Origin of the sequence: Streptomyces lushanensis (genome assembly GCF_001700515.1) — a bacterium.
Taxonomy (GTDB): Bacteria; Actinomycetota; Actinomycetes; order Streptomycetales; family Streptomycetaceae; genus Streptomyces; species Streptomyces lushanensis.
Window position 1 is genome coordinate 1 of record NZ_MAUD01000522.1, and the last position, 3,578, is coordinate 3,578.

The 3,578-nt window shown below is 68.8% G+C and carries 3 protein-coding genes and 1 pseudogene; 1 reads left to right on the forward strand and 3 read right to left on the reverse strand.

All coding sequences use genetic code 11. The annotated features are described in order from the left end of the window. Both BFF77_RS30720 and BFF77_RS30725 read right to left on the reverse strand, forming a co-directional pair. Nucleotides 1-241, reverse strand: a 241-nt coding sequence (locus BFF77_RS30720) for a hypothetical protein (protein WP_141698574.1), incomplete at its 3' end; no start/stop codon positions are given. Nucleotides 242-331: 90 nt separating this feature from the next. Beyond that, complete coding sequence (locus BFF77_RS30725; RefSeq protein ID WP_066956590.1) at nucleotides 332-1,201, reverse strand: class I SAM-dependent methyltransferase; 870 nt, start codon at nucleotides 1,199-1,201, stop codon at nucleotides 332-334. 351 nt (nucleotides 1,202-1,552) lie between these two features. On the opposite strand from BFF77_RS30725, the gene rpsA reads away from it, so the two are divergent. Further along, a complete protein-coding gene (rpsA, locus tag BFF77_RS30730; RefSeq protein WP_066956593.1) occupies nucleotides 1,553-3,058 on the forward strand; it encodes a 30S ribosomal protein S1 in 1,506 nt (501 codons plus the stop codon). A gap of 167 nt (nucleotides 3,059-3,225) precedes the next feature. On the opposite strand, the pseudogene BFF77_RS30735 reads toward rpsA, so the two are convergent. Beyond that, a pseudogene (locus tag BFF77_RS30735) lies at nucleotides 3,226-3,578 on the reverse strand (right-handed parallel beta-helix repeat-containing protein); the annotation flags it as partial.

Consider the following 3,578-nt stretch of genomic DNA (forward strand, 5'->3'; position numbering starts at 1 on the left):
GCCACGCCATCCGGCGGGCCGCCGCGCGTGCCGCGATCCGGCGCGGCTCGGCGACGACGACCCGCCGTACGGGACCGTCGGCAGGGCCCAGCAGCCCGGCCAGCGCCAGCGGCACCAGCGTCGTCTTGCCCGTGCCCGGCGGTGCGCACAGAACCGCGCAGCCGTGCCCGTCGAGCGCCCGCTCCAGCGCGGGGAGGGCGGTGCGTACGGGCAGACTGCCGAGGATGTCGTCGCGGATCACCCGCTCAGTGTCGTACGCGCCGGGGACGGGTGACGTATCAGGCCCGTACGTCTGCGCCGGGCCCGTACGTCCCCTTCCCGTTCGCGGACGTCAGTCCCGTTCGCAGACGAAGATCGCCGTCCCCGGGATGAGGTTCCCGCGCAGCGGTGACCAGCCGCCCCACTCCTGGGTGTTCCAGGCGGGCCACTCCGGCTCGACCAGATCGACCAGCCGGAAGCCGCCCGCCACCACGTCCCGTACCCGGTCGCCGACCGTGCGGTGGTGCTCCACGTACACCGCTTGTCCCCGCTCGTCCTGCTCCACGTAGGGCGTGCGGTCGAAGTACGAGGCCGACACCGACAGGCCCTCGGGCCCCGGTTCGTCGGGAAACGCCCAGCGGATCGGATGCGTGACGGAGAAGACCCACCGCCCGCCCGGCCGCAGGACACGCCGTACCTCACGGAACACCCGTACCGGATCGGCGACGAAAGGCATCGCGCCGTAGGCGGAGCAGGCCAGGTCGAAGGAGCCGTCCCGGAAGGGCAGCGTGCCCGCGTCGGCCTCGACCAGCGGAAACGTCAGGGACCGGCCGTCGGCGATACGCAGCGCGTGCTGGAGCTGGCGGTGCGAGAGATCCAGCGCCACCGGGCGCGCGCCCTGCCCGGCCAGCCAGCGCGAACACTGGGCGGCTCCCGCGCCGATCTCCAGGACGTCCAGACCGCGCAGCGACTCCGGCGGGCCCAGCAGACCGGCCTCCACCTCGTCGAGGCCCTCGGGGCCCCAGACGAAACGGTCGTCGCCGAGGAAGGTGCCGTGCTCGGTCTGGTAGTCGTCCGCGTTCCGGTCCCACCAGCCGCGGTTCGCCCGGCTGCTCTCGGTGGGACCGCTGTCGCGGCGGGTCGCCTCGGGCTCCTGCGGCGCCTCGGGATCCTCTGCCGCCGGGGATCGCGGGGTCGCTTCGGGCTCATGCTCTTGGATCATCGTGTCCGTCGTCGTAGTGTGCCGTCAGTAGCGGTGGTGGGCAGCCTCGGACGAGTGTTCTGGCCTCATCAAACGCGAATTGTGCCGGGTATGTGAGGTTCCGCCCCGGGTGTGCGCCTTCGCGCATTGACCGTGCCCGGCTGCCCCCGTATGCTAAAGGTTGCGCTGCGGGCCTGCGCGCCTCAGACGTAGCAGCCGCGCTCGCATCTGTATGAAAGTCTCCTCGGTTGTCGAGGCGTTTCCCTTTCCCCGGGCGGCGCTTCCTCGGCTGTCCGGCTTCTGCAGGGGCGATACGGGTTCCCGGCGTGGCAGTACCTACGACTCAATGTCCGTACCGGAGCCCTTTCCCACATGACGAGCAGCACCGAGACCACCGCCACCACCCCGCAGGTTGCGGTCAACGACATCGGTAACGAGGAAGCCTTCCTCGCCGCGATCGACGAGACGATCAAGTACTTCAACGACGGCGACATCGTCGACGGCGTCATCGTGAAGGTCGACCGGGACGAGGTCCTGCTCGACATCGGTTACAAGACCGAAGGCGTCATCCCCTCCCGCGAGCTTTCGATCAAGCACGACGTCGACCCCAACGAGGTCGTCGCCGTGGGCGATGAGATCGAGGCCCTGGTTCTCCAGAAGGAGGACAAGGAAGGCCGTCTCATCCTGTCCAAGAAGCGCGCGCAGTACGAGCGCGCCTGGGGCACGATCGAGAAGATCAAGGAAGAGGACGGCATCGTCACCGGTACGGTCATCGAGGTGGTCAAGGGTGGTCTCATCCTCGACATCGGCCTCCGTGGCTTCCTGCCGGCCTCCCTCGTCGAGATGCGCCGCGTCCGCGACCTCCAGCCCTATGTGGGCAAGGAGCTCGAAGCCAAGATCATCGAGCTGGACAAGAACCGCAACAACGTGGTCCTGTCCCGCCGTGCCTGGCTGGAGCAGACCCAGAGCGAGGTCCGTCAGACCTTCCTCACGACTCTCCAGAAGGGCCAGGTCCGCTCCGGCGTCGTCTCCTCGATCGTCAACTTCGGTGCGTTCGTGGACCTCGGCGGGGTCGACGGTCTGGTGCACGTCTCCGAGCTGTCCTGGAAGCACATCGACCACCCCTCCGAGGTTGTCGAGGTCGGCCAGGAAGTCACCGTCGAGGTGCTCGACGTGGACATGGACCGCGAGCGTGTCTCCCTCTCGCTCAAGGCGACGCAGGAAGACCCGTGGCAGCAGTTCGCCCGGACCCACCAGATCGGTCAGGTCGTCCCGGGCAAGGTCACCAAGCTCGTCCCGTTCGGCGCGTTCGTCCGCGTCGACGAGGGCATCGAGGGCCTGGTGCACATCTCCGAGCTGGCCGAGCGCCACGTGGAGATCCCGGAGCAGGTCGTCCAGGTCAACGACGAGATCTTCGTCAAGGTCATCGACATCGACCTGGAGCGCCGCCGCATCAGCCTCTCGCTGAAGCAGGCCAACGAGTCCTTCGGCAGCGACCCGGCCTCGGTCGAGTTCGACCCGACGCTCTACGGCATGGCCGCGTCCTACGACGACCAGGGCAACTACATCTACCCCGAGGGCTTCGACCCCGAGACCAACGACTGGCTCGAGGGCTTCGAGAGCCAGCGCGAGGCGTGGGAGGGCCAGTACGCCGAGGCGCAGCAGCGCTTCGAGCAGCACCAGGCCCAGGTCATCAAGTCCCGCGAGGCCGACGAGGCCGCCGCTGCCGAGGGTGCTGCCGCTCCCGCCGGCGGTGGCAGTGCACCGGCCGCCTCGGGTGGCTCGTACTCCTCGGAGTCCGCGGACAACTCCGGCGCCCTGGCGTCGGACGAGGCCCTGGCCGCCCTGCGGGAGAAGCTGGCGGGCGGCCAGAGCTGACGCTCCGGTCTCCTGGTTTCGGCGAGTCGCTCCGGCCGGTGGCGTGAGCGACCGGTAGCCGTATGACGTAAGGCCCGCTCCCTTCGGGGGGCGGGCCTTACGCATGTCCGGACCGGAGATCCCTGGTCGGACGCCGAACGGGGCCGGCCGGAGCCGGACCGGGCCGGTCAGGGGGTGACGGCGATATTCGTCAGCCCCTTGCCACCGGTCACGGTGTTGCTGCTGTAGACGGTGGTGCGGCAGCTCGAACCGCTGTTGGTGACATTGATGGCGAGCTGATTGGCGCCGGTCGAGCCACGGAGGTCCGACTTGTTGGAACGGAAGACGGTGCCGCAGCCCCAGCCGCTCTGCTGGGTGTGGGTCTCGTAGCCGTTGTTCGTGGTGTTCTTGCCGGTGTTGCCCTCGACCACGACGTTGTTGCCCTTGACGTCGACCCAGGAGTCGTCGTAGTTGGCGCCGGTGAGACCGTTGCCGTCGAAGGTGTTGCCGATGATGCGCGCGCCGGTGGTGCCTTCCTTGA

Bases quoted from the DNA above. Each gene is read 5' to 3' on its own strand.
- BFF77_RS30725 (WP_066956590.1), bottom strand. From the start codon at position 1,201: ATGATCCAAGAGCATGAGCCCGAAGCGACCCCGCGATCCCCGGCGGCA.
- rpsA (WP_066956593.1), top strand. From the start codon at position 1,553: ATGACGAGCAGCACCGAGACCACCGCCACCACCCCGCAGGTTGCGGTC.